The following is a 25,056-nucleotide window of genomic DNA, read 5'->3' on the forward strand; positions in this document are numbered from 1 at the left end:
GGACCTGCGGCGACGGCCGACGTGCTATGCGCCGGGCATGGATTCCCCCGAAACCGCCTTCCGCGCGGCCGTGGCCCTCCAGCGGGCCGGCGAGGACGCCCAGGCCGAGGTCATCTGGCGACGCCTGCTGGCCGAACAGCCGGGGCTCGTGAACGCCCGCGACAACCTTTGCCTGAGCCTGCTGGCCCAGGGGAAGTACGAGGAAGGGTTCCCGCTCTACGACGTGCGCTTCGAGCGGCCGCAGGGCCGGGTCGCGAAGCCGGCCCTCTCCTTCCCCGAATGGCGGGGCGAACCGCTGGAGGGGCGCTCGATCCTCATCTGGTTCGAGCAGGGCCTGGGCGACCAGATTATGCACGCCCGCTTCGCCCGCGCCCTTGCGGACCGCGGCGCCCGCGTCAGCATGCTGGTCGAACCGCCGCTCGCCCGCCTCTTCCGGCGCCTGCGGGTCGAGGTGATCGAAGCGTCAGGCCAGGTGACGATTCCCCGCCATGACTACTGGGTCATGGCGGGCTCCCTCCCGGGTCGCCTGGGCGTGACCCTGCAGACGCTCCCCGCCCAGCCGTATCTGCCCGGCCGCGACGGTGGCCAGGGCGTGGGGATCATGGTGCGCGGCCGGCAGGCGCCGGACCCTGGCCGCTCCCTGCCGAACGCGGCGGCCGAAGCCCTGCTGACGCTTCCCGGCGCCCGCAGCCTGGCGCCCGAGGATACCGGCGCCAAGGACCTGCAGGACACGGCCGACATCATCGCGGGCCTCTCGCTGGTGATCACGGTCGACACCGCTGTCGCCCACCTCGCCGGCGCCATGGGCAAGCCGACCTGGCTCCTCCTGCCCTACCTCGCCGACTGGCGGTGGCTGCGCGGCCGCGCCGACAGCCCGTGGTACCCCAGCATGACCCTGTTCCGGCAGCCCGCGCCCGGCGACTGGGCCTCTGTGGTCCGGGAGGTCGTCGCCCGGGCGCCTGCAGCGGCAACGCCGAAACGCCAGATCACCCAGGCGAACATCCTGCCGTCCTTTCATGAGGCCATGCGCCTGCAGGACGCTGGCGACTTCGCGGCCGCCGCGGAGATCTGGGAGCCGATCACCGCCGCCGCGCCGCAGAGCGCGGAGGCCTGCGCCAACTACGGTTCCGCCCTGCTCGAGCTCTTCCGCTTCGACGAGGCCGAGCGCGAGCTCCGCCGAGCGGTGGCGCTGAAGCCCGACGCCCCCTGGTCGCACCTGGCGCTCGCCCGCTTCCTGAACGCCGTGGGCCGCTGGACCGAGGCTGAGGCGCCCTATCGCCGCGCCCTGGCCGGGCCGCAGGACACCCCCAGCCTGCGCACCGAAGTGGCGAAGCTCCTCCTCGGGCTCGGCAAGTTCGAGGAAGGCTGGCCTCTCTACGAAAGCCGCATCGGCGCGCCCGGTCAGAACGCCGAGCCGCTGGACCTGCCGAACCGCTGGAACGGCGAACCGCTCGCCGGCCGCTCCCTGGTGATCTGGCCCGAGCAGGGCTTCGGCGACCAGATCCAGTTCGCCCGCTTCGCCCCGATGCTTCGGGACCAGGGCGCCCGCGTCACGCTCGTGGCGCCGCCCGAGCTCACCGCCCTCTTCGCCACTCTGGGCGTCGAGGTGGTGGAGCAGTCCGCCGAGACCACCTTCCCGCAGCCCGACTACTGGACCCTTCCGCTTTCCATACCGGGGAAGCTCGGCATGACGCCGGAGACCATTCCTGGCGCCCCGTACCTCACCGCGCCCGAGGACCGTCGCCGGAAGTGGGCGGGCTACGCCCCGAAAGGCGCGATCGGGATCGTGTGGAAGGGCCGCCCCACCCCCAACCCGCACCGCTCGATGCCCTCGAAGGACCTGCTCGCCCCCCTAGAAGCGTTGGGCCGGCCGCTCGTGGACCTCACCGAGCCGCTCGGCGATTTCGCGGACAACGCCGCCGTTCTCGAACAGCTCGACGCCCTGGTCACCGTGGACACCGCCGTCGCCCACCTCGCCGGCGCCATGGGCAAGCCGACCTTCCTGATGCTCCCCTACCTGCGCCAGGACTGGCGCTGGATGCAGGGGCGTGACGACAGCCCGTGGTATCCCTCGGTTCAGGTGTTCCGCCAGGCGCGGCACGGGGACTGGGCCGGGCCGGTGGCGAAGATCCTCGACCTGATCTAGGCGCCGGCCCAAACGCCCGTGGCGCGACTGCGTCCGCGGCCTCAGCCGAGCCAGAGCCTCAGGCCCTCCGCCGCCAGGACGAGGACCACGACGATGGGGATCGCAACCACGCCCCAGCCGGTGGCGTGCGCCTCCAGCCAGCCGCCGAGCTTGAGCGAGAGCGAGTTCCGGATCGGTGTGGGGGAGCGGCGGGCCATGGGTGGAGAATAAGCGCGGCCGCCACGGGCGCCAAAGAATAACTGTATCTTTTGTACAGACCGCCGGATGGGATCGGCCACATGTGTGCGCCGAGGCGGCGGATGGCGTGGACGCGTCCTGCGCGGCCGGCGGCTTGCCTGGCCGGGCCCCCGTGCTCACCTCCACGGCGGCGTCGCGGGGACACGGCCACGCCGTGTGAGCGGCGATGGCCAGCACGATGGAAAGAAACGGGGCATCACGCTCCCCGGGGGCGGCCGGCTCCCTGTCCAGGGGGACGTAGCCAGGCTGCGGGCGATGTCTTCGGCTCTCTCCCGCTCACCGAGCCGACCACCCTTCGGAGGTGATCGACAAGGCAGTTTCGCTCAGGAATGGAACGGCCTGCAACCTCCGGGAACCCCAATGTGGGGCGACAGCGGGGAGGTGACACAACACGCCACAGCCTCAGGGCGATCCCTACCCGCCGGATGACCGCGGACGGGCGCGGCCTTGGCCCACGCTCGGCATGAGATATCCGCGGGCCGTCGAGCGTGGAGGACGGCAGGAGCGGGAGGAAAGCTCCTCCCGCTCCGCGGCCCGCTCGCCGCGCCATCGCCGGCGCGAGCATGCCGCGCGAACCAGGCGTGGTCGGGGTATCGGCGCGGATCAAGCTTGACCATGCGGCCCGGGGCCGCAGCCCGCCGAGACCCCGGGCAACCATGACCACGTACAGACAAGATCGATAGAATTGTCTGTATGCACGCGCTCTCACCTGCGGTGCAGAGCCTGTTCGCACACCGCTCCCAACGTCGCCACCCCGCCCCCCCGCGTGTTCGGTCTACAGCGGCGAGCGGGATGGGGTGACCTATCCCTATGCCAAGATCCCGGCCGGCTCGGGTCGCACCGGCATGGCGCTCGCCGCCGAACGGCGGCGGCTGGTCTCGATGCTGAGACGACAGGGCCTCGCCGGCTTCGCCGACGCGCTCGCCTGAGCCCGGACCGGCCGCGGCGACCCGCCGAACGCACGTCTCTGCGCGCCCGCCGGACCGAAGCGGCGTCCCGGCGGTTCCGTAACCATGTCTCCGTCCGCCCGCGAATGGCCCGTCCTGATGGACGCCCGGACGTCCGCCGCCTACCTGGGGCTCTCGCCGCGCGCCCTGCGCCGGCTGCTCGCCCGCGAAGGCCTGGACCCCATCCTCCTTGGGCCCCGCACCCGCCGCTGGCGCCGCTCTGACCTCGACCTCCTGGCCGAGCGCCTGGGCGCGGCGAGCTTCGCGCCCCGCGCCGCCGCCGCGGAGGCCGCCCTCGAGGCCGTCGCGCGCCGCCAGGGTGGTGGACGCCCGGATGCGTCTGGAGAGCCATGAAACATGTCAAACAGGTCCGCGGCGCGGACGGCTCCACCTACCTCTACCTCCGTCGCAAGGGCGTGCCCCCGATCCGCCTGCCGGACGGGCTCGCCCCGGCGGCGCTCAGGGCGCACGTGGAGGCCCTGCTGGCGCAGCGGGCCCCACCCCCGGCGCCGCCGGCGGCCTCGCTCGGCGCCGCGCTGCGCGCCTATGAGCTGGAAAGCCCCGACTTCCGGGGCCTGGCGGCCTCCACCCAGTACGAGTACCGGCTCATGCTCAAGGAGTTCGAGGAGGACCTGGGCCGCCTCCCGGTCTCCACCTTCACACCGGCCTATGTGGACCGCCTGAAGACCCTGTGGGCGCGGCGCGGCCACCGGGCCGCCAACCTGCGCCTGCAGGTCCTGAAGAATGTCCTCAAGCCCTGCCTGATCGCCGGAACGCTCAGGACCGACCCGTTCCCCCTGGTGGGCCAGGTCCGCCGCCCACGGGCGCTCAGGGAGCCGCACCGGATCTGGTCGGACGATGTGCTGGCCACGGTGATCGAGGCCGCCCTGGCCGCGAACCGCCCGGGCCTCGCCCGCGCCGTCGCCATCGGCCGCTACACGGGCGCGCGCCGCGGCGACCTGGTGCGGATACCCCGCACCGCGCGCCGGGACGGCCGCTTCCGCTTCCACTCCGGCAAGCGGGGCGTCCACGTGGACATCCCCGAGGACCCGGCGCTCGCCCGCTGGCTCGAGGCGATTCCGGACGCAGCCCCCGTCAGCGCCCGCCGCCGGCGCAGGATCGCCGCGGGCGAGGCCCCCGTGGTGACAACGACGCTGGTCTTCAACGTCGCCGGCCTCGCCTACACCGAGGACGGCCTGGGCCAGGAGCTCGCCAAGCTGGTGGGCGCCCTGCATGCCCAGGGCCTGCTCGACAGCGACCGCTACGACCTGCACGGCCTGCGCCACACGCGGGGCGTGGAGCTGGCGCTGGCGGGCTGCAGCGACGCGGAGGGAGCGGCGATGATGGGCCACCAGAGCGCCCACAGCTTCACCCAGTACCGCCGCCAGGCAGACCGGACCCGCCTTTCGGACGCCGCCGCGCGACGGGTCGCCATGGCCCGCGAAATGGCCTTCCAGGAAGTGGAAAATGGAAAAGTGGAAAAAAGTGACAAAAATCACTCTGTGAACTGAAAAAAGGCCGGAGGTTTCTCCGGCCTTTTCAGTGTCTTGCGATGGTACCGCCCTCCCGGATCGAACGGGAGACCTCCAGAGCCACAATCTGGCGCTCTAACCAACTGAGCTAGGGCGGCGCGCTTCGCGAGCGCCCGGTTCTAGTCGTGACCGGCGGTGTGATCAAGCGGCCGCGGGGGCCTGCCCTTCGGCAAACAAAAAACCCCGGAGGCGGTGGCCTCCGGGGTTCCTTTGTCGCGGATCGTCCGGCTCAGCCCTTGGGCAGGCGGAAGACGATCGGGATCCGCACCGTTCCCCCGTCGACCGGTTGGCCGTCTTTGGTCTGCGGTCGCATCCGGAAGAGCTTGGAGAGCCGCATCGCGGCGTCGCCGAAGCCCATGTTCTCCGGCTCCTCGGAAGCCACGGAGCAGGTCGCCAGCGTACCACGGGCGTTGACCGTGCAGCTGAGCGTCGCCCGTCCTTCGGCCTCCATCCGCAGGGCGCGTTCCGGGTAGTACCGGGCCATGTCCTCACCCGACGGACGGCGGAGCCAGTCCGGCTGGGTGATCACCGACGGACGCGGGGGCTCAGGCGGCGGCGGAGCCGGCGGCCTGGGCGCCTCGATCCGACGCTCGACCGGCGGAACCGGCAGCGGCGGGATCGAAGGCACGTCGGGCATCGCCACCGGGGGTCGCGGCTGCAGCTTGGGCGGCGGCGGCGGCGGCGTGTTCGGCGGCGGCGGCGGCGGCGGAGGCGGCGGAGGCGGCGGCACCGGCTTGATGATCGCCACGTCCGTCACTTCGTCCGAGTACTCACGGTACTTCGGCTCGAACCGCGTCTTCCACAGGTAGATGCCGATGACCACGTGGACGATGAAGGAAACCACGATCGCGATCGTGACCCCCTTGCTCATCTTCGGCTTGGGGTCGTCGAACGGATTGTGCCGGACGTGGACGGCTTCTTGAGTATCAGCCATGCGTCACCGTCCTCACTGTTCTTCGCCGACCAGGGCCACGCTGTAGAACCCGTTGTCCTGCAGCATGTTCATAACGCCCATGAAGTCGCCGTAGAGCACGTCCTTGTCGGCCCGGATGAAGATCCGCTCCTTCGTCGGGTTACGGCTCGCCCCCAGGTTCGTGCGGAGATCGTCACCGAGGGTGGAGAGATCCGACGGGAAGTCCTGGATGAAAATCCGCCCGTTCGACTGGAGCGAAATGTAGACCGGCTTCGGCGGGTTCGTCGAAGGCGGCGCGACCGCGGGGGGCAGGGCCACCTTCACAGTGACGGCCGCCATAGGGGCCGCCACCATGAAGATGATCAGGAGAACCAGCATCACGTCCACGAACGGGGTGACGTTGATTTCCGCGTTCTGCTCCTCTTGGTACCGGCTGTCGCCGCTCGGTCCCGAGAGTTTTGCTCCCATGTGGCTTAGGCTCCTTTGTCGAGCTGCCGGGAGATCGCGTTCATCAGCTCAGCGACAAAACCTTCAGTGCGGGCGCCATAGGCCGAAATCCGCGTCTGGAAGTAGTTGTAGAAGATAACCGACGGGATGGCGGCGAAGAGACCCAGGCCGGTGGCCAGCAGGGCTTCGGCGATACCGGGCGCGACGACGGCCAGGTTGGTCGTGTTGGTGTTCGCGATCCCGATGAACGAGTTCATGATCCCGTAGACGGTGCCGAACAGACCGATGAACGGACCGTTGGAGCCGACGGAGGCCAGGAACTGCATGCCGCTGGAGAGGCGGCGGGCCAGGGAGGCCTGCACCGCGCCGACGGCGGCTTGGGCGCGCATGATCGTGGTGTCGCGGTGCTCGCCGGCGATCTGCAGGCCCGCTTGACGGGACAGCTCGATCTCCTGGGCGGCCGCGGCGGCCATGTCCGCCAGCGGGTTGCCGTCGAACTCTTCCGAGAGCGCGATGCGGTTCATGTCGTTGATCGACTTCGCGCCGCGGAACTGCTCGAGGAAGTTGTCGGTGACGCGGTTCAGGTTGCGGAACTCGAGCAGCTTCGTGAGCAGCAGCGTCCACGAGAAGATCGAGGCCAGCACCAGGCCGATCATCACGACCTTAACGACCGGGTCGGCGTCCATGAACATGGTGCCGATGCCGAGCTTGCCGGCGTGCTTCATGGTCGGCGGATCGGCGGCTTCGCCAGCCGCCGCGGCGGGTTCGCCGGCCGGGGCGGCGGCCGGAGCGGCCGCGGTGTCAGCCGCCGGAGCGGCAGGGGCGGCCGCAGCCGGAGCGGCCGGAGCGGCGGCGTCCTGGGCGAACGCCGGCGCGCTCACCGTCAGCGCCAGCGCGCCGACGAGAGCGATGAAAGGGGTCTTCAGTTTGTTGTCGAGCATCTGTCGCCAGTTCCTGGTTGGTCTAGCACGATTGGCCGGAGGGTCGTCGCGCGAGAGCGTCTCCACCCTAGTTGAAACAAGCCCGCCGTCCCGAACCGTTTTACCGGACCGAGACGACAGAGCCGCTGTCGCTGCGCCCGACCCGTAACGCGTACTCCCAACTGCTCGTGGAAGATTGGCGTTTCGAAGGCGCGAGGCGACCCCGAACTCCCGAAGGAACCCGAAGTCTTACCGCTATCTTAGACGTGCGGCTGCGACCCTTTGGCAACCCCTTATTAAGGCGTCAAGGGGGCAGAAGCCTTCGCGCTATTGTGAAATTTCATCTGCCGCCCATGGTGCTGCGATGCACAATGCGTAGGCCAACTTTTCTACGACGTGTTTCCACTTCGCCGGGAATTTAGATGCTGCGCTGCAGCAACTTTCCGCGGAACCGCGTTGTGGAATACTCCAGCTCACATAACTGAATCTTCGGCGCCCGGGAGGCGCCGCGCGGCGCCTTTGCTTGTGCAAGACGCAGTCGCCGGCGGATTGATCTTTCCGGACAAAGGAAATGGTGCCTGGGGGCGGATTCGAACCACCGACACGCGGATTTTCAATCCGCTGCTCTACCAACTGAGCTACCCAGGCGCCGGGCCGCCGACGCGGGAGCCGCGTCTATAGAAGAGGCCTTTTGCGAAGTCCAGCAGGCCTTTTCAGTCCTGCGGCGGCTCGTCGTTCGAGGCGTCGTCCTCCTCGACCGCGGGGACCGCGTAGCCGCCGGTCAGCCACCGTTGCAGGTCGACATCGGCGCAGCGGCGGGAGCAGAACGGCCGGTACTCCGCCGTCGGCGGCTTGCCGCAGATCGGACACTTCGCCCGGCTCATCCGGCGGAAACCTCGAGGCGCTCCCGCGGGACGGCCGGATCAGCCTTGATCGTGAACCGGGCGCCGATGCGTCCCGCGAGGAGCGCGCCCAGCGGACGAGCGGCCTCGGCCACGCCAGGCGCGCAGCGCGCCTCAAGCCGGGCGCCCGGCTGGGCGGCGCCCTCGGCCTCCAGCCGGCGTATGAGGCGCTGGGCGAGCGTACGGTCGCTGATCTGCCCGTCCTCGCGGCAGAGGATCTCGCCCAGGGGCGTGACGCGCCGGGGAAGCGACAGCTCCATGGTGCCGAAGCGGCCGACGGGGCCGATGGCGACTCCAGGGTTGTCCGGCCCGAACGCCGCGCGCGCCGCGGACATCAGGGCGTTCCCGTCGTGCCCACGCCCGACCAGGTCGATGACGACGATCCCACCCAGCCCCTTCAGGCGCAGCAGACGGGCGGCCAGCCCCAGCGCGGCGAGATTCGCCTGGCGTGTGACCCGCTTGGCGTCGGCGCCCTTGCGCTCGCCCAGGTCGATGTCGATGGCGGTCAGGGCGCGCGTGGGCTCGACGGCGAGCACGCCCCCGCCCGGGATCGGGTGCAGCACCTCCAGCGCCTCGGCCTCGGCTTGGTCGGCCATCTCCCGGGCGACGGCGCCCTCCACGATGTCAGCCTCACGAACGAGCGCGCTGAGCTCGGCGGCGAGATCGCGCGGCGGCCCCAGCAGGCGCGGCGTCCCCTCCCCCGGGCCGAGCGCGCGGGCGATGGCGAGCTTCCCCCGGCGGGGCTCGCTGCGGATCTCGATCTCCAGCGTCTGCCCCCTGACGGGCTTGGCGTCCGGCTTGAACGGCAGGATGGCCTCCGCACCGCCGCCGAGGTCCAGAAAGGCGGTGGCGAGCGCCGGCTCAAGGCTAGCGACACGGGCGACGCAGCGGGCGCCCAACGCCAGCCGCGGGTCGTCGCCGTCGCGACGGACAAGCAGGCGCTCGGCCTGGCCGTCCAGGGTGACCACGCCCCGGCTCTCGCCCATCCCGCGGTCCAGGTAGAGGTGTCGCTCGCTCATGGCAGTCGGTATCCCAGCCCGCCCAGAAGGCTCGCGGTTTCGTAGAGCGGCAGGCCGACCACCGCCGGATAGGAGCCCTGCAGGGCGGTCACGAAGCCGCCGGCTCGGCCCTGCACGCCATAGCCGCCGGCCTTGCCGAGGCCTTCGCCGGACGCGAGGTAGCCTGCGATGTCCTGAGGCGACAGCCGCTTGAAGCGGACGCGGGTCTCCACGAGCCGCCGGGCCGTGCGGCCGCCGCCCGGCGCGACAACCGCCACCGCGGTCAGCACCCGGTGCGCCCGTCCCGACAGCAGGTCCAGGCAAGCGCGCACCTCGTCCGCGGTCTCGGCCTTCGGCAGCACCCGGCGGCCCAGAGCCACCACGGTGTCGGCGCCCAGCACATAGGCGGCGGGCTCGTCAGCGGCCACGCGCGCGGCCTTGGCCCCGGCCAGCCGGATCGCCAGCAGCCGCGGGGTTTCATCTTTGAGGGGGGATTCGTCGACCTCGGCGGCGACCACGGCAGCGGGCTCGAGCCCAATCTGGCGCAACAGGTCGAGCCGCCTGGGACTTGCGGACGCCAGCACCAGGCGTTGTGGCTCGTGGGCCAAGCCCTGGCAGCCTAGCGGACGCGGAAGGTGATGCGGCCCTTGGTCAGGTCGTAGGGCGTCATCTCCACGAGCACCTTGTCCCCGGCCGACACGCGAATGCGGTTCTTGCGCATCTTGCCCGCCGTGTGGGCGATGATCTCGTGGTCGTTCTCGAGTTTCACGCGGAACGTCGCGTTGGGCAGGACTTCGCTGACCGTGCCCGGAAATTCCAGAAGCTCTTCCTTCGCCATGCAGGCTCCCACCGGAGAATAAAACGACGGCCCGCGCCTTTAAATCAGGTCGCGAGCCGTGAACAGCGCCGGAATTATAACGCAGCGGCCCGGCGTTGGTCGATGGGCGGGCGCCGTCAGCGCCGGAAGCGTTCGGCGATCCGCGCCGCCAGTGCGTCCCGCACCTCGCGATAGGCGGCGAGCCTCGCCTCCCGCGATCCTTCCGACAGCGTCGGATCGAAGATCGGCCAGTATTCGATCTCCGCCGCCCGCCCGCGGGTCATCTCCACGGCGCGGTGCTGGGCTTCGGGAGTGAGCGAGATGACCAGGTCGAACGAATCGTCCTGCAGGTCATCGAAGGTCTTGGCTTCGTGACCCGAGAGGTCGCAGCCGATCTCCGCCATCACCGCCATCGCGAAGGGATCGGCCCCCTCTCCGTCCGACGCCTCCTCCCGCCAGGGCTTGAGCCCGCAGCTGTCGACGAACATCCGATCCCCGACCAGCCGCTTCAGCAGGGCTTCCGCCATGGGCGAGCGCACCCGGTTCAGATTGCACGCGAAGAGCACCGCGGCCGGCGCTGGGACGCTGTCGTCACTCGCCATGCGTCTCAGCCCCGCCAGTGCAGCGCGCAGATGAGCGTGAACAGGCGGCGGGCGGTGTCGAGGTCGGTCTCGATCTTGCCCTTCAGGCGGGTCTGCAGGAGCTGGGAGGCCTCGTTGTGCAGGCCGCGCCGGCCCATGTCCAAGGCTTCGATCTGCGCGGGCGTCGAGTTGCGGATCGCCTGGTAATAGCTCTCGCAGATCATGAAGTAGTCTTTGATCAGCGTCCGGAACGGCGAGAGCGACAGGATGTGCCGCCGCTCGTAACCGGGGCCTCGCACGTCAAGCACCAGCCGGTTCTCCATCAGTCCCATGTGCAGGTCGTAGGGCCCGCCTTCGGCGCCCTCGGGCGCGAAGTAGTTCTCCTCGAGCAGATCGAAGATGGCGATCTGCCGCTCCTGCTCCTGGTCGCGCGAGACCGCCGCGAGCGACTCCTCGTCCAGCTCGACGCTCTGCAGGCGGTGCTTCTTGCGGTCGTCGTCGGCCATGGGGTCCGGCGTTGCGGCGGTGGGGGAGCTTTATTGCAAACCGGGGGTGCGCGTCATCCCGCCCCGCGCGATCGGCGGCCGGATAACGAAAAACGCCGGCGCGGATCGCGCCGGGCGTCTCTTCGGTCCTCTGGAGGACGGCTAGTAGCGGGCGTAGCGGTAGCCCTCCGGCTGGACGTAGGCCTCGTGGACGTAGCCCACGCCGACCCCGCCCTGGCCGACCAGGATCCAGTCGGAGCCCCGCACGTGCGCCAGGGCCTGGAAGCGCTCGCCCGAGCGCAGGGAGCCCACGCGCTCCGAACCTGTGGTGGGCGCCGCGCGGAGGTTCACCGAGCGGGTGGCCACGAAGGTGTCGCCGATCCGGCTGTAGCTCGCCGGCGCAACGTACGACGACAGACGATAGCCCCCGCGGGTGTAGGTCGCGCCCTGGCCATACTGGCGGGCGGTGCTCTTCTGCATCTGGCAGCCGATCGCGGAGCCGGCCGCCGCGCCGGCGGCGGCGCCCAGCACCGTCTCGCCCGTGGGATGGCGGCCACCCACCTTGTTGCCGACCAGGCCGCCGACGACGGCGCCCAGCACCGCGCCCACCTCCTGCTTGCCGCCTGGGGCCGAGCAGTTGGTCACGCCGTTGATGCCGGCCGCCTGGGCGCCGCCGGCCCCCAGCGCCATGGCGCTGGCGAGCACGGCCGCGGCCGCGCCGCCGCCGATCATCCGGTTGATCTTCGAAGTCCGCATCTTGGTCTCCGTCCGTTCGCGTTGTTCCGCGAGGCCCAGCGGCCTCGATACGGTGCGACCATAGAAGGCCCAGCCTGAACGCCCTTTGGGCCGGCCTGACAGGAACTGTTCAGCTTCGTGGAGGGGATTCGGGCGGGGCGAAGGACCGGGTCCCGGCGGGCCGGTCGACCGCGCCCTCCCCGGCCTGCGGCTTCATCGGCGGCTTCGGCGCGACCAGTTGCACCGTCGGGAACGGAATCTCGATCCCCTCGCGATCGAACGCCAGCTTGATGCGACGGTTGTATTCCCGGCCCACCTTCCACTGGTCCTTGGGCGTCGTCGTGACGCGGGCTTTCAGCACGACGCCACTGTCACCCAGCTTGTCCACACCCAGGATGTCGAAGGGCCTGGTGATCATCGGACCGAACTCGGCGTCCGCCCGCATCTCCTCGGCGACCTCGCCCATGACCGACAGGGCGCGGTCGATGTCCGCGTCGTAGCTGATCTGCAGATCGAACAGATAAGAGGAGAAGAGCTTGGTCCGGTTGTGGATCACCTGGGCCTCGCTGTACGGGAAGATGTGCAGCGTGCCGTTCATGTTGCGCAACCGGATGGTGCGCAGCGTCATGGCCTCCACAGTGCCGCTGGCGTCGCCGATGCGGACATTGTCGCCCACAGAGACCGCGTCCTCGGCGATGAGGAAGACGCCCGTGAGGAAGTCCTTCACTAGGGTCTGGGCCCCGAATCCCACCGCCAAGCCCACAACGCCGGCGCTGGCCAGCAGCGGACCGACCTGCAGACCGAGCTCCGACAGGAAGGTGAGCAGGCCGACGACGATCAGCACGCCCTGAATCGAGCCGGTCAGCAGCGGGCCGAGCGAACGGATCTGCGCTGCGCGGCGGCCGTCCCGGCTGCGCGAGGCGAACCCCTCCACGAAGCGGCGGGTGACGAAGCCCGCGACCTCCACCAGCGCGGTGACCAGCACCAGGATGAGCGCCAGCCGCACGAGCCGCGCGCCGGCTTCGCCGGAGATCCAGGCCCACGGGTCGATACCCCAGACACTGATCACCAGCAGCAGGGCCGCGCCGAGGATCAGGATGCGCGCCAGCGCCCAGGACAGGCCCGCAGCCCGGGAGGTCTTCTTCTCCGCCTCGGCCACCTCCACGTTGCAGCTGTCGGCGAAGCGCCGGACCCAGTGGTCGAACAGGCGGCGCAGCAGCCAGATCAGCCCGAGCGCGCCGAGAAGGATCGCGGCCGACACCAGGAAGTTGAGGCCCGCCTCACCCGGATCGAGCTGGGTCAGATGGGCCCAGGCGTCGCGTCCAAAGGCGGAAAGCTGCTCGGCAAGCGACGGCTGGACAGCCTCGGTGGAGGCCGCGGCGGGTGCGGCGGCGGGAGCAGCGGACATGCGGAGCCTTCACGATCTGGCGTCCGCGCCGAACGCCTTCGCCGTAGCCACGGTTCCGGCGCCCGCCCGGCGTCAGGCCCTGACTTCGCGGAAGGAGACCAGCCGGCCCTTGGCCTCGTCCCAGAGCGCCAGGCGGGCGCACCGGAAGCTCTCCATCAGCCCCACGCGGCTCATCGGCCTCAGCTCCGGGAAGTCCTGAAGCACCTTCGGGAGGCGGTAGTAGGGAATGCGGCTCGACAGGTGGTGGACGTGATGGATCCCGATGTTCGCCGTGAACCAACGAAGCACCGGCGGCAGGTCATAGTGCGAGCTGCCGGCGAGCGCGGCCTCGTCCCGCTTCCAGACGCCGTTCCGCGACCAGCTCGCGCCCTCGAACTGGTGCTGGATGTAGAACAGCCACACGCCGATGGTGGCGGCGAGCAGCATCGTCATGGCGTTGACGATCAGCACGGGCGCGGGCCCGAACACCCAGATGAGGACGCCGGTTGCGACGACCAGAGCCAGGGTGTTGCCGAGCACGCTCACCCAGGGCCGCCACCCCTGGCGCATCATGCCGATCGGCACCCGGTTCATGAGGAAGAAGACGAACGCCGGGCCCAGCCCGAACATCACCACGGGATGCCGGTAGAGGCGGTAGCCGAGGCGGCGCAAGGGCGACAGGGCGCGGTACTCCTCCACCGTCAGCATCTCGATCGCCCCCAGGCCCCGCCGGTCCAGGTTCCCGGAGGTCGCGTGGTGGATGGCGTGGGTCTGCCGCCAATAGTCGTAGGGTGTGAGGGTGAAGACGCCGATGATGCGTCCCACCCAGTCGTTGGCCTTACGGTCGCCGAAGAACGCCTGGTGGCCGCAGTCGTGCTGGATCATGAACAGCCGCACCAGGAACAGCGACGAGGGGACCGCGAGCAGCAGAGCCGCCCACCAGAGCCCGCGCGCATAGAGAAACCAGGCCGCTGTCCACAGCGCCAGGAGCGGAACCGCCGTAACGACGATCTCGAGAATGCTGCGGCCGGTTCTCGGCTCACGATAAGGGGCGAGCTTCTTGGACCAGGCGCCGGCCGTATTCGCGTCGGGGGACATCAAGACTTCCGATTAGGGCTTCGGCTCACGCCGTGCCCGAGAAACTAGGTTGGAATACGGCGGTTCCGTTCACCGGTCGTCCATCCGGATGGCGGCTGAGCGCGCATGGGCCGGCAGGCCTTCGGCCTCCGCCAGGGCGACCGTGGCGGGCGCGAGCGCGGCGAACGCCGCCTCGTCGCATTTCACGAACGAAGTCCGCTTGAGAAAGTCGTAGAGCGAGAGGCCTGACGAGAACCGCGCCGCGCGGCTGGTCGGCAGCACGTGGTTGGAACCGGCCACATAGTCGCCGATCGCCTCGGGCGCGTGGCGACCCAGGAACATGGCGCCGGCGTGCCGCACGCGGTCGGACAGGCGCTCCGGCGCTTCAACCGCGAACTCCACGTGCTCGGGCGCGATCAGGTCCACGAGCGGCGGAGACTCATCCAGCGGCGCGAGCACCACGGCCCCGTGGTCCCGCCACGAGGCGGCGGCGTCCGCGCCTGTCGCCAGCGACGGGAGCTGCGCCTCGATGGCGGCCTCGACGCGCGCGGCGAAGGCCTCGTCATCTGTGATCAGGATGGATTGGGCGGCCGGGTCGTGCTCGGCCTGGGAGAGCAGGTCAGCGGCGATCCAGTCGGGGTTGTTCGCCCCGTCCGCCACGACAACGATCTCGGAGGGACCCGCCAGGGCGTCGATGCCGACAACGCCGTATACGCGACGCTTGGCGGCGGTCACGAAGGCGTTGCCGGGCCCCACGATCTTGTCGACCGGCCGGATCGGGCCCGCCCCGTAGGCAAGCGCGGCGATCGCCTGGGCCCCGCCCACGCGCCAGATCTCGCTCACGCCCGCGGCCTTGGCCGCCGCCAGCACCGCCGGCTGCAGGCGACCCGGCGGCGTCACCATGGCGATGCGCCCGACACCCGCGACCGCGGCCGGCACGGCGTTCATCAGGACCGTGGAGGGATAGGCGGCGCGCCCGCCCGGGACATAGATTCCCACCGCGTCCAGCGGCGTCCAGCGCCAGCCGAGTTCGACGCCGGCATCGTCGGTGAATCGCTGGTCCGCCGGCCGCTGGCGCTCGTGATAGGCCCGGATGCGCTTGGCGGCGAAAGCGATAGCCTCGCGGACCTCCGTCGGGCAGGCCTCGGCGCCGGCCTCGATCTCCGCCTCGCTGACCCGCAGGCTGGCTTCGTCCAGCTCTACCCGGTCGAACTCGCGGGCAAAGCGCAGCAGGGCGGAGAGCCCCTCGGTCCTGACCGCCGTCAGCACGTCGCGGACGATGGCGTCCACCTCTTCAGGCGTGTCCCGGCGCTCCTCCACGAATGCGCAGAAGGCGGCCTCGAAATCCGGATCGGAGAAGCGGAAGCGGCGCATCGCGGGCTACTTAGCGACCGCCGGCCCGGAGCGCCATGCCAAGACTAGAGTTCGTGCTCGGGTTTGCGGGGCGTGGGCCACGGCTGCGAGACGTCCGCCAGAACGGCCTCGACGCACTCCACCGTGGCGCGCAGGTCGCCACCGCCCGCGCAGCTCAGGGTCACGACGCCTCCAGGCGCCTCGCCGGGCTCGAAGGTGACGGCCAGGAGCTCCAGCACGGCGTCCGGCGCATCGCGGCGGATCTTGCGGGTCTCGAACTTCAACACGCCGCCGAGCTGCAGGGCCGAACGCACCCGGGCCCCGCCGCCCGCTTCCCAGCGGTAGCGGTTGAAGGCGATGGTCAGCCGGTGCGCCTTGGGCTCGAACGTGATGTCGCCCACCTTGGCGACCGCGTCCTGCATTGCGGCGGAGATGACGGCGAGGTCGGCCTCGTCCTGGGCCAGGAGGCGAAGGGGCGGCGCATCGGCCATGTCTACTCCTCCGCCTCGCCGTCACCCTTGATCCGGCGGATCTCGGCCCCGCACGCGCCGAGCTTCTCCTCGAGTCGCTCGAACCCGCGGTCGAGGTGGTAGACACGGTTCACCACGGTCTCGCCGCGCGCCGCCAGCCCGGCGATCACCAGGCTCACCGAGGCGCGGAGGTCGGTCGCCATGACCTGGGCGCCTTCCAGCGCCTCGACGCCTCGCACCCGCGCCTCGCCGCCTTGCACCGTTATGTCGGCGCCCAGCCGGCGCAGCTCGGGCGCATGCATGAAGCGGTTCTCGAAGATCGTCTCGCGGATGACGCTTTCGCCTTCCGCCAGGGTCATCAGAGCCATGAACTGGGCCTGCAGGTCGGTCGCGAACCCGGGATAGGGGTCGGTCTCGATCTCAACGGCGCGGAGGCGTCCCCCGTTGCGCTTGATCGTCAGGCCGTCGTTGTGCGGCGTCACCTCCACGCCGGCCTCGACCATCTTGTCGATAAGCGCGGTCAAGAAATCGCTGCGGGTCCTGGTCAGTCGCACCTCCCCGCCGGCCATGGCCGCCGCGAGGGCATAGGTGCCGGTCTCGATCCGGTCGGGAAGCACCGCATGGGTCGCGCCCGCCAGGCTCGTCGCGCCCTGGATGCGGATCGTCGACGTACCCGCCCCGGAAACCTTCGCCCCCATCTTGTTCAGGCATTCCGCCAGGTCGGTGATCTCCGGCTCCTGGGCGGCGTTGGTCATTACCGTCTCGCCCTCGGCGAGCACGGCGGCCAGCAGGGCGTGCTCCGTGGCCCCGACCGACACGAAGGGGAAGTCGATCTCGCCGCCACGCAGACCTCGTGGCGCCTGGGCGTAGACATAGCCTTCGTGCAGGTCGATCCGCGCCCCGAGCGCCTCCAGCGCCTTCAGGTGCAGGTCCACGGGCCGGGCGCCGATGGTGCAGCCGCCCGGCAGCGAGACCTTGGCCTGGCCGCTTCGCGCCAGCAGCGGGCCCAGCACGTTGAAGGAGGCTCGCATCTGCCGGACGAGGTCGTAGGGCGCGAAGCCAGAAACGATCTCCTTGGTTGTCAGCAGCGTCTCCGAGCCGTTCTCGCCGTCCGATTCGACGACGTCGGTTCCCAGGCGCTGCAGCAAGCGCCCCAGGAAGCGCGTGTCGGCCAGCCGCGGCATGTTGGTGAGCCGCAGCGGCTCGTCGGTCAAAAGGCTGGCGGCCATCAGCTTGATGGCGGAGTTCTTGGCGCCGCTGATCGGGATCTCTCCCTTCAGGCGCGCGCCGCCGGTGATGGCGATGCGGTCCAATCCCAATCCTTCGAAACGGCGACGCTGTGCGGGAAGTCGCGGAGTCAGCTCTCCGCCGGCTATCTAGCGTGCGCCCGCGGCCGCGCAAAGAGCGCCGCTCAGGACTTCGCGTCCTCTTCCGGTGCAGGTTTGACGGATGGCGTCCGGCCGCCGGCCTTGCGCCGCCGAAGGTTGGCGCGAAGCGCCTGGGCGAGCTTGGCCTCGCGGCTTTCTGGCGGCGGCGTCCTGCGGTCGTCTTCGGCGGCCATGCCGCACGGGTGCGGCGACCCGTCCGCATCGTCAAGCACCTTCGCCTTCGATTGGGGCTTCACGAGGCCGAGTCGTCCCGCTATATGCCGCGCCTCGCCTTTCGCCGCCGTAGCTCAGTGGTAGAGCGCATCCTTGGTAAGGCTGAGGTCGGCAGTTCAATCCTGCCCGGCGGCACCATGTTTCCCCAAGCCTTTCAAAGGCTTGGGGAAACGCCAACCCTCCAAAACATCAGTTCGGCATGCGCGGGTAAGCACATAGTAAGCGCCAGGACGCGGCTTCTCGCCTGGGGGACGGGCGAACGCTCGGGTTTGGGCCCGCTTCAGCGACTCAAAAATTGCCTGTTCAGGCGGCCGTGAGGGATTGCCCTCGACCCCGGACGGCCAGGCAGCCGAAGGTGGCCGGCAGCTGTCGCCTGCTGAGCCGTTGAGGGCCCGATCTGGGACTTAGAACCGCGTGCGGACCGCCAGGCCCAGGGTGAGCTCTCCCCGGTCGATGTCGCCGCGGATGGTCGCCGAGCTGGCCGCCGGCGTGCCCTCGTAGAACGCTAGGTCGCGGTTGAGCCGTGCGTCGTCGAAGGCCGCGTAGGCGCCGGCGAGGTCGAGGTTCACTGCGGGCGAGAGCGCGAAGGTCGCGCCGACCGCATAGGTGGTGCGGTCGGCGTCCGGGACGCCCGGCTCCCGCATCAGGTCGGGGGTGGGCGTAGGGTCGAAGCCCACGCCGCCGCGCAGCGTGACCGTGTCCCGGACGCGCCACTCGGCGCCCAGGGCGGCGCTGGTGGTGTCATCGTAGGCCTGGACGATGGCGGCGGTCTGGCCGGCGAAGGCCAGTTCGATCCTGTCATACCGGCTCCAGCCGTTGCGCTGGACCTGGGCATGGAGCGCGAGGTCCGGTGTCGCCTGCCAGCGGCCGGCGACGCTGAGCGTCCACGGCGTCGAGAAGCCCACCTGCGCGGGCGCATCGAAGTTGGCGGCGGCGAGCGGCCCGGCGAGGCCGGCCATGGAGAGCCGCCCGTCGAGGTCACGCTCGATCGCGCTGCGCCAGCCGAGCGCCAGGGTGAGGCCTTCGAAACGCGCCTGGGCGCCGGCGCCCCATCCGAGATCCCAGCCCTTGGCGGTGAGCTGCTGGAGCGCGTCGGGGGAGGCCGGCGCGAGGTTCGGCGAGGCGGCGTCAAGGGCCGCGCGCGTCTCCTGGGCGTCGAGCGAGACGCCGAGGTCCAGCCAGTCGGTGGCCCGGACGGCGATCGCCGCCCGCACCTCGCTCATCTCGATGCGGTTGCGGTGCAGGTCGTAGCGGACGAAGGACGGGACCGGGTACTCCAGCCGCAGGTGGAACGGCTTGGTGACCGCCAGCCCCACGGCGACGCGGTCGGTCACCGGAACCGCGATCGCCAGGTTGGGGGCGTGGAAGTCCTCCGCGGCGTCCTCCAGGCGGGTCGCGCCGCCGGCCGGGACAGGCGCCTGCCCCGGACGGGTGAGCGTCGAGCCGGTGTCCGCGAGGACGAGGGAGGTCTGGCGGAAGGCCAGGCCTGCCACGCCTTCTCGGCCAGAGCGGGCGATCGCCGCGGGGTTCGAAGCCAGGGCGTCGGCGCCCGCCAGCGCGGCCGCGCCGGCGTTGGACATGCCCAGGGCGCGGATCGAAAGCTCGGGGACCTGGAAACCGCCCGCCTGGGCGGACGTGGCGACGGCGAGCACCGCGGCCGCACCGGTAAAGCCAAAACTACGCAAGTCGGGAGCCTCTCATCAGAGCCCCCGAGTCGCACAGGAATCGCAACGAAGGGTTACGGCGCGCCCGAAGACCATCCGTAGGCAACGCATTTGTAACTCACCTGCGGCTAGCAGGGGTGTCGAACCGGGGGGAGTCAGTTTTGGCGTTCTTAGCTGTAGCGGCCGGCATCCTTGTGATGACAGCCGTCGTCTACCTTCTGATGCGTCAGCCGAAACAGCCGCGCGGCGCGACGCAGGACGAGGTCGACGAGGTGGCGAAAGACGGTGACGCCTAGTTCGTCCTGATCCGCCAGCAACCCCGCCAAGTCGACGCGATGAGCTGCCCCGTGGTCCAGGAGCAGACACCCCAGGCGTCAGGCGAGAGATCCATCTGCAAACCGGGGCGTCGGCCAGGAGCCGCGGCTGCGCCGGTCTATGAGCCCCTGCGGGTCAGGCGCCCCCTCCCCGATCGCCGCGGTTTTCGCTCGCCGCGCGAGCGTGCCGGCCGGCTCTTCGAGCGCGTAAAGGCCGGCTTCGCCGCCGCTGCGCGGTGCGCAGCTGCCGCTGCGCAGCCTTGACCCGCTCCCGCCGGCCGGCCTTGGCTCGGCGTGTCGCGAAAGCCCCTTCCCCTTCGTGAACGAAGCGGTGTTTCAAGGGATGGTCCCGCGATCTCGGTTGATGTTGCTGGTGTTTTCGTCCGACGCGGGACCCTGGCGCCCCGCCGGGTCCCGGAAATTCCCCAACACCCACAGGCGCCAAGGACCTTCAGGTCCCGCGCCCTTCTATCTTGCCATCCGTCGATGTCGCACCTTTCGCACTATCTGCAGCTCCGCCGGTCGCTTCAACTCGCGGCTGATGGGCGATTGCGCCGTGCCGGGTGATCGGTCAGGCGGACGACATTCGCCGTGCTTGCCCCCAGGGTGGACGAGGCCTGGCCGTGCTCACGGCGCCAAGCGTCCAGGTCTCCCAGAGCATATACGATCCGCCGGCCGATCCGGCGGAAGGGAGGACCGACGCCCATCCATCGCCAGGTCTGGAGAGTGCCGATCGTATTCCCCAGGAGGGCCGCCGCCGCGGGCGTGTCGAGCCAGCGCGTCTGGATCACCTCGCCGAGCACGCCCTGTGCGCCCGGCGGTGGCTCCGCAGGGGTTGCGCAGCGCAGCAGCGTTGCGCGCTCGGCCGGGAGCGATAGCCCCATTAGACGGGCCACCTCGCCGGAGATGCGGTCGGCCGCCCCCCTGAGCGGAGTGTCGGCCAGGTGGGTGTATCGCTCGGTGGTCGTGGCGACCCTGTGGCCGAGCAGCGCCCCGATAACCAGGAGGCTCTCCCCTGTGGCCGCACCGAAGCTGGCGAATGCGTGCCGCAGGTCGTGGATCCGGACGTCCTTCAGGCCCGCCGCCGCCCTGATCCGTTCCCAGCTCGACTGGAGATCTGCGATCGGCACAGCCGCGCCGCGCCCCGGCAGCAGGTACGGGTTGCCCTCGAGCGGAGGCACGCTCCTGATCACCTCCATGGCCGCCTCTCCCAGATGGACCACCTTCGCGCCGGTCTTGCTGTCGGGAAGCCGAAGACACCTGTGGGTCATGTCGACCCAGGTCCGCTCCGCCTTGACGATCTCGTTCTTTCGACAACCCGTCAGGATCAGCAGCCGCAAGGCTGCGATGGCGTAGGGGCTCTCCACCCCGAGGGCTTCGGCCGCGGCCAGCACCTCGCCGAGCCGCGCCAGCTCGGCAGGCGACAGGAACCGGTCCATCTTCTTCTCTGGGAACTTGCGGATTCCGAGCGCCGGGTTGTCCGGCCGCACCCCCCGACGAATCCCGAACGTCAGGGCGGCCGAGAGCACGGCCACGGCAGAGTTCGCAGCGCCCTTCCCGCCGCGGACGCGGGAAAGCCCGCGCCGGCGGCCTGTGCGCCGTCGCAGCTTGGTCCGGCCCTCGGCGATCGCAAACATCATGCGCTCGACGTCCTCGGACGTGATCGAAGCGGCCAGCCGTGCGCCGAGGATCGGCTTGATGTGGTTGCGGATGTCGGTCTCGGCCGACTGGACCGAGAGCGGCTTGGCGGCCCGCAGGCCCTCTGAGAGGTAGAGGTCGCAGAGCTCGGACACGCTCATGTCGCGGCGGGCGCCGGTCTTCTCCTTCTGGGGGTCGTGCCCCGCCTGGATCCGCCCAAGAAGACGGAGCGCCTCCTGGCGTGCCGTCTCCACGGTCCACGGTGAGCCGTGGTTGCCGATGACGTATCGCCGGCTGCGCCCCTCGAACCGGTACTGGAGCACGTAGATCCGGGCTCCGTTAGGCGTGAGCTTGAGGCCGAAACCCACCGGCTCGGCATCCCAGATGAACCCGGGCTTTGCCGGAACCGGGGCCCGCTCCACCCGCTTCTTCGTCAGGCGCCGCCGGGAGCCGCGCCGACCAGATATCACGATTGCTGCAGCATCTTCGGAAAGCATATGATAAGCACCGGGCCGGAAATTGCGTCGCACCGCAGCGTACGAAAGAGATGACGGAAGTCTAGTGACCTTGCGGTAATTGCGCATTTTTTCGCGCTTTATAGAACTCGGCCGCAACTATACAGGCGCTGTGGTAAGGCTGAGGTCGGCAGTTCAATCCTGCCCGGCGGCACCACTTCTCTTCTCATCGAGAGAGACCCGGCAGCGGGCGCTTCGGCGCCCGCTGCTTTCGTGCGCGCTCGCATACTACCCGGGTGATATTGACGATCCCCCCGCCATGGCTGAAGACGGCGCATGTCTTCGCCGATCTACACGGCCTTTGCCGATGGCCGACAGCTCGCCGCCGGGACCGGCGCTGACGTCGCGCGGGTTGCCCGCGAGGCGCAGGCCCGCGGCGCTGCGAACATACTGGTCTTCGAGGACGCCTCAGGGCGCCAGGTCGAACTCGACCCCTTCAGCCCCGAGCCGGCCTTTGCGGGCGCTCCGGCTCCGGAGGCAGAGCCTGTCCGCTCCGGCCGGGGCCGTCCCAGGTTGGGCGTGGTCGCACGCGAAGTCACCCTGCTGCCGCGCCATTGGGACTGGCTCTCGAGCCAGCCGGGCGGCGCGTCTGCCGCCTTGCGGCGGCTCGTGGAGGATGCCCGGCGGGCGGGCGAAGGAGCCGACCGCGCCCGCCGCGCCCAGGAGGCGCTCTACAAGGTGATGGCGACGCTCGCCGGCGACTTGCCCGGCTTCGAAGAGGCGGCGCGCGCCCTTTACGCCCGCGATGATCCCCGCTTCGACGACCTGATTTCCGCCTGGCCTCGCGACGTCGGCGCGTACCTGGCCCGACTCGCCGCGACCGAGCGCGCCGCCCGCCTCCCCTAGCGCCGCCGCTCGGCGGGCCGGCGACTGTCTTCCAGGGCGTGCTCGGCCGCGTGGGTCTGCACCGCAAGCCGGCGCGCGGCGTCGCAGGCGACGAGCTGGGCGCCGCGCGTGGCGTATCCGATCTCCAGGTCCGACTGGGTTGGGGTGGCCGGCAGCACATAGAGTCCGCATGGCCGCACGGCCTCAGCGGGCATCTCGACTCTCGGCGCAACCGGCAACGCTGACAAAACTCTCGCAAAAACGCGCGCGAATGTCAAGAACAAACGACGAACATAAACGCTCGCGGTTAACCTTAGAGCCTTAAGAATCCGTTGACTCTACGGCCAAGCTCTGGCGCCTTCCGCGCAGGGAAGGGGAAATTCCGATGCGTTTCTGGGGCTTGGGCGCTGGAGCTCTCATGGCGCTTGCGGCCGCAACGGCGGCGGAGGCGGCCGAGGCGACCTACCAGCCGACGCCCAAGGTCAATGTGGGCTTCGCGGGCCCGGCCGACAGTCTGTGGTCGGGTAGCCTCACCACCGAGCAGTGCCTCACCCCGCAGCGCCGGCGCTTGCTCACCTTCCTCCAGCCCAGGCAGCGATATGCCGTCGCCGAAAGCCGCGGCGAGCTGGTCGGCGAGTTCCGGGCCGCCGGGCCCGTGCCCGCCGCGCTCGTGGCCACGGCCCGCAGCTGCGCGCTCGCGGCCGGCGAGACCGCCACGACGCGCCTGATGCTCACGGGCGGCGCGCCCGGCTTCTCCCGCTTTCAGACCGCGTTCGTAGCGTGCATGACGCAGCACGACGCCGGCCAGGCGGTAGGCTCCATGACCCTCTGGATCGACAACCGCTGCAACTGGTGAGGGGCGTCTAGGCCTGCAGATCGTGACGGTCGCGCTCGACCAGGCACGGCCGCGAGGGCGGCGGCCCCAGCGTGGCCTGGGCGGCGCGGATCTCCTCCACGCGTTCCGGGCCGAAGCCGGGGGCGTACTCGACCTCCTCCCAGCTCAGATAGGGCCGGAACAGGATCAGGTCGTAGGCCGCCGAGAGGCTGACGCTCGGCAACGTCGCGAGCTCTTCCGCGGTCGCGGTGTTCAGGTCGATCATGACGGGAATCCCTGCCTTTCTCGGCCAACGCCAGGCGACTGCCCCCGTTCCTGGGATTTCTACGTAACAGTCAGATTTGATCAGCCGCGCCGCCGCCAAAGGAACGGGAGGCCGAAGAGCAGCGGCAGGATGAACACGAACGCCCGTCCGTCGCTGACCACCCAGACGATCGCGGTGAGCGCCAGCGCCGCCAGGGTGACGATCAGCACGATCAGTGGTCGCATCGGCCCTACCTCCGGGCGGCCACCCGCGCCGCCACCTCTTCCAGGATGTCCGTGAGTTCGTGGCCCACCTCCCCCGTGAGACCGCCGGCCGCGCGCTCGCCATAGAAGCCTGACCGGGCGAACCCGCCGACCAGGCCCTGGAAAGCGTCGGCGTCAGACAGGGCCAGATGCGTGAGCAGGGCCCGCAGCAGGAAGTCGTGCGCCGTCAGGCTGCGCTGGGTGTCTGCGAGCTGGGCCTCCAGGGCCAGAATCCGTCCCGCTTCGTCCATGCTCGCGCCTCCGGCCGTTGGTCGGACCTTAAAAGGCCGGGGTTGGCGCGCAGCGCAAGGGGCGGCGGGCCATCCGCCGCCCCACCCGATGGGCCTAGTGCATGGAGTGCTTCAGGGCGCTGATCTGGTCGTGGTCGGCGCGGATGGACTCATAGGCCTGGCTCACCACGCTCCGCGCATTCGCCGGCAGGTCGTCGTCGCGCATCGCCTGCTCGAACTTGCCCTTGATGAAGTCCTCACCGCGCTCGACCTCGTCGATGACCGCCTTTTCGCTCGCGCCGCCCATGACGGCGTTCTTGATGTCGACGAACTTGTTGTGCGCCTTGCCCAGCATCGACTGGTCGTGCTCCGGCGTGCCGCCGAAGGTGCGGACCTCCTCCTGCAGCTGGCGCGACAGGTCCATTCGGCGGCGCGAGCGCTCCGCGAACAACGTCTTCAGCTGACCGTCGGGGATGTTCTCGGCGGCTTCCTCGTAGCCGTTGGCGCTGTCGAGGGTGGTCTCGATGAGGCTGTTCAGCACCTTCACGGCGCGTTCGTGGGTCGCGTCCATCGCGGGTCTCCTTTGAGGTTCGGGCTTGTCGCCGCCACAACCCGCCGGGACCCGCGCCGTTCCCCTTCGACGCGAAAGTGTCCGGCTCTGGCGGCCTCGGCTCGGAACGCGGGATCGGCGCGCCGCCCAGGCTCACCGCCACCCAGCGTGGCAGGACTCCATCCCGTCTTGCGGCGCGTCCCGGCGTGCTTCCGCAGATCACGACAGGCAAAGCCGCCGGACGTTGCGCTATCTGCGGTAGCAAAGGGCGCCGACCTCCGCCGTACTTGCGAGCAGACGTCGCCCCTCATCGAACTCTCCCGACGCTTTCCTTCGCTTGATAACTGTCATTCCCCAGAATTCGTGGGTCGCCAAACGCGGAAATCGGCGCCATGCCTGTCGGGCGAGCATTGTGAATAGCGTGGGGCTC

The 25,056-nt window shown here is 70.0% G+C and carries 30 protein-coding genes and 3 tRNA genes; 7 read left to right on the top strand and 26 right to left on the bottom strand.

The genetic code is table 11. The features are described 5' to 3' along the window. Positions 1 to 37 precede the first annotated feature (37 nt). Complete coding sequence (locus VM685_RS16830) at positions 38 to 2,146, top strand: tetratricopeptide repeat protein (RefSeq protein WP_325461335.1); 2,109 nt, start codon at positions 38 to 40, stop codon at positions 2,144 to 2,146. Positions 2,147 to 2,187: 41 nt separating this feature from the next. On the opposite strand, the gene VM685_RS16835 is transcribed toward VM685_RS16830, so the two are convergent. After that, positions 2,188 to 2,343 (bottom strand): hypothetical protein, encoded by a 156-nt coding sequence (locus VM685_RS16835; protein ID WP_325461336.1) that lies wholly within the window; start codon positions 2,341 to 2,343, stop codon positions 2,188 to 2,190. 837 nt (positions 2,344 to 3,180) lie between these two features. Between VM685_RS16835 and VM685_RS16840 the strand changes: the two genes are divergently transcribed. From VM685_RS16840 to VM685_RS16850, 3 genes are all read left to right on the top strand, one after another. Next, positions 3,181 to 3,312 (top strand): hypothetical protein, encoded by a 132-nt coding sequence (locus VM685_RS16840; protein WP_325461337.1) that lies wholly within the window; start codon positions 3,181 to 3,183, stop codon positions 3,310 to 3,312. An 84-nt stretch (positions 3,313 to 3,396) separates the two neighbouring features. Beyond that, on the top strand, positions 3,397 to 3,684 hold the full coding sequence (locus tag VM685_RS16845; RefSeq protein WP_325461338.1) for a hypothetical protein: 288 nt from the start codon (positions 3,397 to 3,399) through the stop codon (positions 3,682 to 3,684). Continuing rightward, positions 3,681 to 4,841 (top strand): hypothetical protein, encoded by a 1,161-nt coding sequence (locus VM685_RS16850; RefSeq protein WP_325461339.1) that lies wholly within the window; start codon positions 3,681 to 3,683, stop codon positions 4,839 to 4,841. Before VM685_RS16845 ends, VM685_RS16850 begins: the two co-directional genes overlap by 4 nt. Positions 4,842 to 4,883: 42 nt before the next feature. On the opposite strand, the gene VM685_RS16855 is transcribed toward VM685_RS16850, so the two are convergent. The 18 genes from VM685_RS16855 to VM685_RS16940 all read right to left on the bottom strand — a co-directional run bounded on the left by VM685_RS16855 (position 4,884) and on the right by VM685_RS16940 (position 17,508). Beyond that, positions 4,884 to 4,960 (bottom strand) — tRNA-His (locus VM685_RS16855). A gap of 131 nt (positions 4,961 to 5,091) precedes the next feature. After that, entirely contained in the window at positions 5,092 to 5,796 is a 705-nt protein-coding gene (locus tag VM685_RS16860; protein WP_325461340.1) for an energy transducer TonB, read from the bottom strand. Positions 5,797 to 5,808: 12 nt separating this feature from the next. After that, entirely contained in the window at positions 5,809 to 6,243 is a 435-nt protein-coding gene (locus VM685_RS16865) for a biopolymer transporter ExbD (protein WP_325461341.1), read from the bottom strand. Between the two features lie 5 nt (positions 6,244 to 6,248). After that, positions 6,249 to 7,163: a tonB-system energizer ExbB gene (gene exbB, locus VM685_RS16870; protein ID WP_325461342.1), complete on the bottom strand. Its 915-nt coding sequence runs from the start codon at positions 7,161 to 7,163 to the stop codon at positions 6,249 to 6,251. Between the two features lie 551 nt (positions 7,164 to 7,714). Beyond that, positions 7,715 to 7,790 (bottom strand) — tRNA-Phe (locus VM685_RS16875). Between the two features lie 65 nt (positions 7,791 to 7,855). Beyond that, the gene (locus VM685_RS16880; protein ID WP_325461343.1) at positions 7,856 to 8,026 is read right to left on the bottom strand and encodes a DNA gyrase inhibitor YacG; all 171 of its coding nucleotides are present in this window, start codon (positions 8,024 to 8,026) and stop codon (positions 7,856 to 7,858) included. Continuing rightward, complete coding sequence (locus tag VM685_RS16885) at positions 8,023 to 9,063, bottom strand: ribonuclease E/G (RefSeq protein ID WP_325461344.1); 1,041 nt, start codon at positions 9,061 to 9,063, stop codon at positions 8,023 to 8,025. Before VM685_RS16885 ends, VM685_RS16880 begins: the two co-directional genes overlap by 4 nt. After that, positions 9,060 to 9,650 carry a Maf family protein gene (locus VM685_RS16890; protein ID WP_325461345.1) on the bottom strand — a complete coding sequence of 197 codons (591 nt, stop codon included), beginning with the start codon at positions 9,648 to 9,650 and terminating at the stop codon, positions 9,060 to 9,062. Before VM685_RS16890 ends, VM685_RS16885 begins: the two co-directional genes overlap by 4 nt. Positions 9,651 to 9,661: 11 nt before the next feature. Then, positions 9,662 to 9,880, bottom strand: a complete 219-nt coding sequence (gene infA / locus VM685_RS16895) for a translation initiation factor IF-1 (RefSeq protein ID WP_111458197.1) — start codon at positions 9,878 to 9,880, stop codon at positions 9,662 to 9,664. Positions 9,881 to 9,996: 116 nt separating this feature from the next. Continuing rightward, entirely contained in the window at positions 9,997 to 10,461 is a 465-nt protein-coding gene (locus VM685_RS16900) for a low molecular weight phosphatase family protein (protein WP_325461346.1), read from the bottom strand. Positions 10,462 to 10,466: 5 nt separating this feature from the next. Continuing rightward, complete coding sequence (locus VM685_RS16905) at positions 10,467 to 10,946, bottom strand: UPF0262 family protein (protein ID WP_325461347.1); 480 nt, start codon at positions 10,944 to 10,946, stop codon at positions 10,467 to 10,469. A gap of 141 nt (positions 10,947 to 11,087) precedes the next feature. After that, the gene (locus VM685_RS16910) at positions 11,088 to 11,681 is read right to left on the bottom strand and encodes an SH3 domain-containing protein (RefSeq protein WP_325461348.1); all 594 of its coding nucleotides are present in this window, start codon (positions 11,679 to 11,681) and stop codon (positions 11,088 to 11,090) included. Between the two features lie 109 nt (positions 11,682 to 11,790). Beyond that, entirely contained in the window at positions 11,791 to 13,068 is a 1,278-nt protein-coding gene (locus VM685_RS16915) for a mechanosensitive ion channel family protein (protein WP_325461349.1), read from the bottom strand. A 72-nt stretch (positions 13,069 to 13,140) separates the two neighbouring features. Continuing rightward, positions 13,141 to 14,145, bottom strand: a complete 1,005-nt coding sequence (locus VM685_RS16920; RefSeq protein ID WP_325461350.1) for a fatty acid desaturase — start codon at positions 14,143 to 14,145, stop codon at positions 13,141 to 13,143. A 69-nt stretch (positions 14,146 to 14,214) separates the two neighbouring features. Next, on the bottom strand, positions 14,215 to 15,498 hold the full coding sequence (gene hisD, locus VM685_RS16925) for a histidinol dehydrogenase (protein ID WP_325461351.1): 1,284 nt from the start codon (positions 15,496 to 15,498) through the stop codon (positions 14,215 to 14,217). A 44-nt stretch (positions 15,499 to 15,542) separates the two neighbouring features. Further along, positions 15,543 to 15,968 carry a DUF2948 family protein gene (locus tag VM685_RS16930; RefSeq protein ID WP_325461352.1) on the bottom strand — a complete coding sequence of 142 codons (426 nt, stop codon included), beginning with the start codon at positions 15,966 to 15,968 and terminating at the stop codon, positions 15,543 to 15,545. Positions 15,969 to 15,970: 2 nt separating this feature from the next. Then, positions 15,971 to 17,260 (bottom strand): UDP-N-acetylglucosamine 1-carboxyvinyltransferase, encoded by a 1,290-nt coding sequence (gene murA, locus VM685_RS16935; protein WP_325461353.1) that lies wholly within the window; start codon positions 17,258 to 17,260, stop codon positions 15,971 to 15,973. A 98-nt stretch (positions 17,261 to 17,358) separates the two neighbouring features. Beyond that, positions 17,359 to 17,508, bottom strand: coding sequence for a hypothetical protein (locus VM685_RS16940; protein WP_325461354.1), 150 nt, complete (start codon positions 17,506 to 17,508; stop codon positions 17,359 to 17,361). Between the two features lie 103 nt (positions 17,509 to 17,611). Between VM685_RS16940 and VM685_RS16945 the strand changes: the two genes are divergently transcribed. Next, a tRNA-Thr gene (locus VM685_RS16945) sits at positions 17,612 to 17,686 on the top strand. Between the two features lie 266 nt (positions 17,687 to 17,952). On the opposite strand, the gene VM685_RS16950 is transcribed toward VM685_RS16945, so the two are convergent. Together VM685_RS16950 and VM685_RS16955 are read right to left on the bottom strand one after the other, a co-directional pair. Then, positions 17,953 to 19,233: an OmpP1/FadL family transporter gene (locus VM685_RS16950; protein WP_325461355.1), complete on the bottom strand. Its 1,281-nt coding sequence runs from the start codon at positions 19,231 to 19,233 to the stop codon at positions 17,953 to 17,955. 820 nt (positions 19,234 to 20,053) lie between these two features. Continuing rightward, positions 20,054 to 21,748, bottom strand: a complete 1,695-nt coding sequence (locus VM685_RS16955) for a tyrosine-type recombinase/integrase (protein WP_325461356.1) — start codon at positions 21,746 to 21,748, stop codon at positions 20,054 to 20,056. A gap of 207 nt (positions 21,749 to 21,955) precedes the next feature. Between VM685_RS16955 and VM685_RS16960 the strand changes: the two genes are divergently transcribed. Continuing rightward, positions 21,956 to 22,525, top strand: a complete 570-nt coding sequence (locus tag VM685_RS16960; protein WP_325461357.1) for a DUF2239 family protein — start codon at positions 21,956 to 21,958, stop codon at positions 22,523 to 22,525. Here the strand turns inward: VM685_RS16960 and VM685_RS16965 are convergent. Further along, positions 22,522 to 22,719, bottom strand: a complete 198-nt coding sequence (locus VM685_RS16965; protein ID WP_325461358.1) for a hypothetical protein — start codon at positions 22,717 to 22,719, stop codon at positions 22,522 to 22,524. The genes VM685_RS16960 and VM685_RS16965 overlap by 4 nt on opposite strands. Positions 22,720 to 22,922: 203 nt before the next feature. On the opposite strand from VM685_RS16965, the gene VM685_RS16970 reads away from it, so the two are divergent. Next, positions 22,923 to 23,360 carry a hypothetical protein gene (locus VM685_RS16970; RefSeq protein WP_325461359.1) on the top strand — a complete coding sequence of 146 codons (438 nt, stop codon included), beginning with the start codon at positions 22,923 to 22,925 and terminating at the stop codon, positions 23,358 to 23,360. A gap of 7 nt (positions 23,361 to 23,367) precedes the next feature. Here the strand turns inward: VM685_RS16970 and VM685_RS16975 are convergent, their stop codons facing one another. The 4 genes from VM685_RS16975 to VM685_RS16990 form a co-directional block, all read right to left on the bottom strand. Beyond that, complete coding sequence (locus VM685_RS16975; protein WP_325461360.1) at positions 23,368 to 23,604, bottom strand: ComEA family DNA-binding protein; 237 nt, start codon at positions 23,602 to 23,604, stop codon at positions 23,368 to 23,370. A gap of 80 nt (positions 23,605 to 23,684) precedes the next feature. Further along, entirely contained in the window at positions 23,685 to 23,828 is a 144-nt protein-coding gene (locus VM685_RS16980) for a hypothetical protein (protein ID WP_325461361.1), read from the bottom strand. A 5-nt stretch (positions 23,829 to 23,833) separates the two neighbouring features. Then, positions 23,834 to 24,097 carry a hypothetical protein gene (locus VM685_RS16985; protein ID WP_325461362.1) on the bottom strand — a complete coding sequence of 88 codons (264 nt, stop codon included), beginning with the start codon at positions 24,095 to 24,097 and terminating at the stop codon, positions 23,834 to 23,836. 94 nt (positions 24,098 to 24,191) lie between these two features. Further along, complete coding sequence (locus tag VM685_RS16990; protein WP_325461363.1) at positions 24,192 to 24,647, bottom strand: PA2169 family four-helix-bundle protein; 456 nt, start codon at positions 24,645 to 24,647, stop codon at positions 24,192 to 24,194. Positions 24,648 to 25,056 lie beyond the last annotated feature (409 nt).

The sequence above is a fragment of the Phenylobacterium sp. genome, from assembly GCF_035539035.1.
In the GTDB taxonomy this organism is placed as follows: Bacteria; Pseudomonadota; Alphaproteobacteria; order Caulobacterales; family Caulobacteraceae; genus Phenylobacterium.

Bases quoted from the DNA above. Each gene is read 5' to 3' on its own strand.
- VM685_RS16845 (WP_325461338.1), top strand. From the start codon at position 3,397: ATGTCTCCGTCCGCCCGCGAATGGCCCGTCCTGATGGACGCCCGGACG.
- VM685_RS16965 (WP_325461358.1), bottom strand. From the start codon at position 22,719: ATGCCCGCTGAGGCCGTGCGGCCATGCGGACTCTATGTGCTGCCGGCC.
- VM685_RS16940 (WP_325461354.1), bottom strand. From the start codon at position 17,508: ATGGCCGCCGAAGACGACCGCAGGACGCCGCCGCCAGAAAGCCGCGAG.
- VM685_RS16980 (WP_325461361.1), bottom strand. From the start codon at position 23,828: ATGCGACCACTGATCGTGCTGATCGTCACCCTGGCGGCGCTGGCGCTC.
- VM685_RS16905 (WP_325461347.1), bottom strand. From the start codon at position 10,946: ATGGCCGACGACGACCGCAAGAAGCACCGCCTGCAGAGCGTCGAGCTG.
- VM685_RS16975 (WP_325461360.1), bottom strand. From the start codon at position 23,604: ATGATCGACCTGAACACCGCGACCGCGGAAGAGCTCGCGACGTTGCCG.
- infA (WP_111458197.1), bottom strand. From the start codon at position 9,880: ATGGCGAAGGAAGAGCTTCTGGAATTTCCGGGCACGGTCAGCGAAGTC.
- VM685_RS16910 (WP_325461348.1), bottom strand. From the start codon at position 11,681: ATGCGGACTTCGAAGATCAACCGGATGATCGGCGGCGGCGCGGCCGCG.
- VM685_RS16835 (WP_325461336.1), bottom strand. From the start codon at position 2,343: ATGGCCCGCCGCTCCCCCACACCGATCCGGAACTCGCTCTCGCTCAAG.
- VM685_RS16900 (WP_325461346.1), bottom strand. From the start codon at position 10,461: ATGGCGAGTGACGACAGCGTCCCAGCGCCGGCCGCGGTGCTCTTCGCG.
- hisD (WP_325461351.1), bottom strand. From the start codon at position 15,498: ATGCGCCGCTTCCGCTTCTCCGATCCGGATTTCGAGGCCGCCTTCTGC.
- VM685_RS16985 (WP_325461362.1), bottom strand. From the start codon at position 24,097: ATGGACGAAGCGGGACGGATTCTGGCCCTGGAGGCCCAGCTCGCAGAC.
- VM685_RS16880 (WP_325461343.1), bottom strand. From the start codon at position 8,026: ATGAGCCGGGCGAAGTGTCCGATCTGCGGCAAGCCGCCGACGGCGGAG.
- exbB (WP_325461342.1), bottom strand. From the start codon at position 7,163: ATGCTCGACAACAAACTGAAGACCCCTTTCATCGCTCTCGTCGGCGCG.
- VM685_RS16885 (WP_325461344.1), bottom strand. From the start codon at position 9,063: ATGAGCGAGCGACACCTCTACCTGGACCGCGGGATGGGCGAGAGCCGG.
- VM685_RS16930 (WP_325461352.1), bottom strand. From the start codon at position 15,968: ATGGCCGATGCGCCGCCCCTTCGCCTCCTGGCCCAGGACGAGGCCGAC.
- VM685_RS16960 (WP_325461357.1), top strand. From the start codon at position 21,956: ATGTCTTCGCCGATCTACACGGCCTTTGCCGATGGCCGACAGCTCGCC.
- VM685_RS16990 (WP_325461363.1), bottom strand. From the start codon at position 24,647: ATGGACGCGACCCACGAACGCGCCGTGAAGGTGCTGAACAGCCTCATC.
- VM685_RS16955 (WP_325461356.1), bottom strand. From the start codon at position 21,748: ATGCGCAATTACCGCAAGGTCACTAGACTTCCGTCATCTCTTTCGTAC.
- VM685_RS16865 (WP_325461341.1), bottom strand. From the start codon at position 6,243: ATGGGAGCAAAACTCTCGGGACCGAGCGGCGACAGCCGGTACCAAGAG.
- VM685_RS16830 (WP_325461335.1), top strand. From the start codon at position 38: ATGGATTCCCCCGAAACCGCCTTCCGCGCGGCCGTGGCCCTCCAGCGG.
- VM685_RS16860 (WP_325461340.1), bottom strand. From the start codon at position 5,796: ATGGCTGATACTCAAGAAGCCGTCCACGTCCGGCACAATCCGTTCGAC.
- VM685_RS16920 (WP_325461350.1), bottom strand. From the start codon at position 14,145: ATGTCCCCCGACGCGAATACGGCCGGCGCCTGGTCCAAGAAGCTCGCC.
- VM685_RS16850 (WP_325461339.1), top strand. From the start codon at position 3,681: ATGAAACATGTCAAACAGGTCCGCGGCGCGGACGGCTCCACCTACCTC.
- VM685_RS16970 (WP_325461359.1), top strand. From the start codon at position 22,923: ATGGCGCTTGCGGCCGCAACGGCGGCGGAGGCGGCCGAGGCGACCTAC.
- VM685_RS16915 (WP_325461349.1), bottom strand. From the start codon at position 13,068: ATGTCCGCTGCTCCCGCCGCCGCACCCGCCGCGGCCTCCACCGAGGCT.